This window comes from Janibacter anophelis NBRC 107843 (assembly GCF_001570945.1).
GTDB lineage: Bacteria > Actinomycetota > Actinomycetes > Actinomycetales > Dermatophilaceae > Janibacter > Janibacter anophelis.
The window spans coordinates 1-4,743 of sequence record NZ_BCSQ01000096.1 but is presented as its reverse complement, the minus strand read 5'-3'; the positions used below and the strand labels follow the sequence as shown (position 1 = coordinate 4,743).

The 4,743-nt window shown below is 70.3% G+C and carries 4 protein-coding genes and 1 pseudogene; 3 read left to right on the top strand and 2 right to left on the bottom strand.

Annotation, left to right across the window (positions count from 1 at the left end):
• Positions 1-123: 123 nt before the first annotated feature.
• From JAN01S_RS16095 to JAN01S_RS17325, 3 genes are all read left to right on the top strand, one after another.
• Positions 124-1,035: a type IV toxin-antitoxin system AbiEi family antitoxin domain-containing protein gene (locus JAN01S_RS16095; protein WP_068319787.1), complete on the top strand. Its 912-nt coding sequence runs from the start codon at positions 124-126 to the stop codon at positions 1,033-1,035.
• Between the two features lie 121 nt (positions 1,036-1,156).
• Positions 1,157-2,089, top strand: coding sequence for a 2,3,4,5-tetrahydropyridine-2,6-dicarboxylate N-succinyltransferase (dapD, locus tag JAN01S_RS16090; protein ID WP_068319785.1), 933 nt, complete (start codon positions 1,157-1,159; stop codon positions 2,087-2,089).
• A 2-nt stretch (positions 2,090-2,091) separates the two neighbouring features.
• On the top strand, positions 2,092-2,967 hold the full coding sequence (locus tag JAN01S_RS17325) for a hypothetical protein (RefSeq protein WP_084360331.1): 876 nt from the start codon (positions 2,092-2,094) through the stop codon (positions 2,965-2,967).
• 72 nt (positions 2,968-3,039) lie between these two features.
• Here the strand turns inward: JAN01S_RS17325 and JAN01S_RS16080 are convergent, their stop codons facing one another.
• A complete protein-coding gene (locus JAN01S_RS16080; RefSeq protein WP_068319782.1) occupies positions 3,040-4,323 on the bottom strand; it encodes a citrate synthase in 1,284 nt (427 codons plus the stop codon).
• A gap of 173 nt (positions 4,324-4,496) precedes the next feature.
• Positions 4,497-4,743, bottom strand: a pseudogene (locus JAN01S_RS16075) (succinyldiaminopimelate transaminase); the annotation flags it as partial.

The following is a 4,743-nucleotide window of genomic DNA, read 5'->3' as shown; positions in this document are numbered from 1 at the left end:
GAGGGTCAGCCACAGCACGTGGTGTGGCTGACCCTCGGAGGTGTAGCCGGGTCGAAGGGAGGGCCTGGCGTCACTGTGGAAAACGTCCGTCGCCCTTCGCCAGGAATCGGCAGACTCCCGGGCATGGACGACGAGATCGAGCTGCTGCGCCGCGCATCGGTCAACCACGTCTTCTCGAGCGCCGATGCCGAGCGCGCGGGGATCCCGAGACTGCGTCTGGTGACCCTGGCCCGCGCCGGCTTGCTCACCCACCTGACCCGCGGCATGTGGTCGACGGTCGGTTCCGGCGACCTCGACGACATCCACCTGCTGCGGACCGTCGCCATCATCCGGCGGCTACGCGTGGCCGCGGGGGCAACGGCCCACTCGGCCCTGATCCTCCACGACCTGCCCCTCGTCGACTGCGACCTCGACACCGTCCACCTGGTCCGGGGCAGCGGACAGGCCACCCGCCGTGGCAAGGACTACACAGTGTGGGGAGAGGCGGGCGAATTGACGACGGCGAAGCGACCCCCCTTCGTCGAGGAACCGCTGCCCTGTGCCTCGGTCGCGCTCGCCCTCGTGCACGCCGGCGTCGCGAGCACACCGCGCACTGCGCTGGCAGCCGGTGACGCCGCCGTCCGTCGTGAACTCGTGACCCCGCGCGAGATCGAGGTGGCAGCGGCACTCCTCCCGCTCGGCACGCCCAATGCCGCCGCCGTCCGACGAGCACTCGCAGATGTGGACGGCCGGCACGAGTCGCCCGGGGAGTCCCTGACGGCACAAGTTCTGCGCGACCTCGGGTACGCACTCCAGCCACAGGTGTGGATCGGTCCCTACCGCGTCGACTTCCTCATCGCGGGGACCAAGGTGGTCGTCGAGTTCGACGGGGCGATCAAGTACGACGACCGTGGGGTCGTCATCGCCGAGAAGCGTCGTGAGGACGAGCTGCGACGCCGCGGTTTCGTCGTCGTGAGGCTCATGTGGTCGGACTTGAAGGACCCGGAGCGCGTCCGGCGACTCGTCGAGGCAGCACGTGCAGCATCCGCCGCATGAGCCGGCCACACCTTGGATGGTCAGCCACAGCACGTGGTGTGGCTGACCATCCAAGGTGTAGCCAGCCACATTTTGTGACGGGAAGGGTGGGCCCACCGGCGGGTTTCGTAGGATCTGGGGCATGACGACGACGCGCGCTGCCTGGGGCCACGGAGTGGCCACCGTGACGACCGACGGATCGGTCCTGGACACCTGGTACCCCGAGCCGGCCCTGGGCGAGGCCCCGGAGGCCTCGCAGGTCCCCGAGGATCTGCTCGCCCTGGCGGGCGAGGACGAGGCCCGCCGCGTGCGCACCGAGGTCGTCACCGTCAGCATCGACCTCGACGCCGCCCCCGAGGGCGCGTCCGACGCCTACCTGCGCCTGCACCTGCTCTCGCACCGCCTGGTGCAGCCGAACTCGATCAACCTCGACGGCCTCTTCGGCCAGCTGAGCAATGTCGTGTGGACCAACCACGGTCCGTGCGCGGTCGAGGGCTTCGAGGCCACCCGTGCCCGGCTGCGCGCCCGCGGCCCGGTCCAGGTGACGAGCATCGACAAGTTCCCCCGCCTCACCGACTACGTCACCCCCGGCGGCGTGCGCATCGGCGACGCCGACCGCGTGCGTCTGGGGGCCCACCTCGCCTCCGGCACGACCGTCATGCACGAGGGCTTCGTCAACTTCAACGCCGGCACCCTGGGCACCTCCATGGTCGAGGGCCGCATCAGCCAGGGTGTCGTCGTCGGCGACGGCTCCGACATCGGCGGCGGCGCCTCGACGATGGGCACCCTCTCCGGCGGCGGCACCGAGCGCGTCTCGATCGGCGAGCGCTGCCTCGTCGGCGCCGAGGCCGGCGTCGGCATCGCCCTGGGTGACGACTGCGTCGTCGAGGCCGGCCTCTACGTCACGGCCGGCACCAAGGTGACGCTGCCCGACGGCACGGTCGTCAAGGCGGCCGAGCTCTCCGGCCGCAGCGGCCTGCTCTTCGTGCGCAACTCCGTCACCGGCACCGTCGAGGCGCGCGACCGCACCGGTGACGGCATCGCGCTCAACGACGCGCTCCACGCCAACGACTGACCGTGCCCAGGCGCGAGCACCCGCCGCTGCCCGACGACCGTGGCCCCCGGTGGCCCACGGTCGTCGCGGTGCTGTGCGTGCTCGCCCTCGTCGTCGGCGTCGGCGCCTGGTACGCGCGTGACCGGATCGGCCTCTTCCTCGGCGAGGAGTGCCGCGCGACGGCGCTCGAGGAGAGCGTGAGCTTCCGACCCAACCAGATGCACCACGCGAGCACCATCGTCCTGCTCGCCGTCAAGCGCGGCCTGCCCGCACGCGCCGGCACCATCGGCATCGCCACGGCGATCCAGGAGTCGAAGCTGCGCAATCTCTCCTACGGCGACCGCGACTCACTCGGTCTCTTCCAGCAGCGGCCCAGTCAGGGCTGGGGCACCGAGGAGCAGCTCCAGGACCCGGTCTACGCCACCAACGCCTTCTACGACGCCCTGGTCAAGGTCGACGGCTGGCAGGACATGGTCATCACCGAGATCGCCCAGGAGGTCCAGCGCAGCGGGTACCCCACCGCCTACGCCGACCACGAGCAGGAGGGTCGGATCATCGCCTCCGCGCTGAGCGGCCACTCCCCCGAGGGCTTCGTCTGCCGGCTCGACGGGCCCACGGCGGCCGGCCGGCCGGACACCTTCGTGCAGGCGCTGTCCGAGGAGACCGGCCAGGCCGGCACCGCCGACGGACAGGTCATCAGCGTCGTCGCCCCCGACGAGCGCCACGGCTGGGCCGTCGGCGCCTGGGCGGTCGGCCAGGCCAAGGCCCGCAACGTCGTGCGAGTGCAGGTCGGCGACCGCGAGTGGGTCCGCGGCGCCGGGGACGGCGCGATGCAGTGGCGCGACGCCGACGAGCCGGTCCCCGCGGGCCAGGTGCGCGTCTCCCTCCACGAGGGCTGAGCGCCACCCCGGACGCGACTCGGCCCCCTTCGTCGTCGTGACGAAGGGGCCGAGCTCACCTGGAGCGCAGGGTCAGCGGTTGTCGATGCCCACGTAGTCGCGCTCGGTCGGGCCGGTGTAGATCTGGCGCGGGCGCCCGATCTTGGTGTCCTTGTCCTCGATCATCTCGCGCCACTGGGCGATCCAGCCCGGCAGGCGGCCGATGGCGAAGAGGACGGTGAACATCTTCGGGTGGAAGCCCATGGCCGTGTAGATCAGGCCCGTGTAGAAGTCCACGTTGGGGTAGAGCTTGCGCTCGACGAAGTAGTCGTCCGCGAGGGCGATCTCCTCGAGCTTCATGGCGATCTCGAGCTGCTCGTCGCCGCCCATCTTCTCAAGGATGGTGTGCGCGGTCTCCTTGACGATCGCCGCACGCGGGTCGTAGCTCTTGTAGACCCGGTGGCCGAAGCCCATGAGGCGGACGCCGTCCTCCTTGTTCTTGACCTTCTTCATGAAGGTCTCGGCGCCGTCGTCGGAGGACTGGATCTGCTGCAGCATCTCCAGCACGGCCTGGTTGGCGCCACCGTGCAGCGGGCCGGAGAGGGCGTGGATGCCCGCGGAGACCGAGTTGAAGAGGTTGGCGTGGGCCGAGCCGACGAGGCGGACGGTCGAGGTCGAGCAGTTCTGCTCGTGGTCGGCGTGCAGGATGAACAGCTGGTCGAGCGCCTTGACGATCTCCGGGTCGAGCTCGTAGGGCTCGGCCGGGAAGCCGAAGGTCATCCGCAGGAAGTTCTCGGTCAGGCTGAGCGAGTTGTCCGGGTACAGGAAGGGCTGACCGACGCTCTTCTTGTGCGCGTAGGCGGCGATCGTCGGCAGCTTCGCCAGGAGGCGGATGGTCGAGATCTCGACCTGCTCCGGGTCGAAGGGGTCAAGGCTGTCCTGGTAGAAGGTGCCCAGCGCCGAGACGGCGGAGGAGAGCACCGGCATCGGGTGCGCGTCGCGCGGGAAGCCGTTGAAGAAGGCCTTGAGGTCCTCGTGGAGCATCGTGTGGCGCGAGATGCGCTCCTCGAAGTCACCCAGCTGGTCGGCCGTCGGCAGCTCGCCGTAGATCAGCAGGTAGGCGACCTCGACGAAGGTCGACTTCGACGCGAGCTGCTCGATCGGGTAGCCGCGGTAGCGCAGGATGCCCGCGTCACCGTCGATGTAGGTGATGTCGCTCTTGCACGAGGCGGTGTTGACGAAGCCCACGTCGAGCGTCGTGTTGCCCGTCTCCTTCATCAGCGAGGAGATGTCGTAGCCGTCATTGCCCTCGTTGGCCTTGACGAGGGGGAAGGTCAGGTCCTTGCCCCCGGCGGAGAAGGTGGCGTCAGCGGTCATGAAATGTGTCTGCCCTTCGTTCGTTGCGTGCCGCGCAGGCGGTGGCCCCGGGCATGCGGTCTCACCCCTGAAACTACCCCAGCGGTGGCCTGCATCACCACGCGGGGCCCGGTCGGCGGAACAGCCGCGGCCTCCTGAGGGGCGAGGAGCGCCAGCGACGAACCTCGACGGGCTCAGGCCGTCAGCCTCGCGACCGCGGCGGCGATCCGCTCGTCGCTGGCCGACAGCGCCACCCGCACGTGCTGCTCCCCGGCCGCACCGTAGAAGTCACCGGGCGCCACGAGGATGCCCAGGTCGGCGAGCCGGTCGACGGTGACCCGGCACGGCTCCCCCGCGGTCACCCACAGGTAGAGCCCGGCCTCGGAGTCGTCGATGCGGAACCCGGCGCCCTCCAGGGCCGGTCGCAGCGCGGCCCGCCGC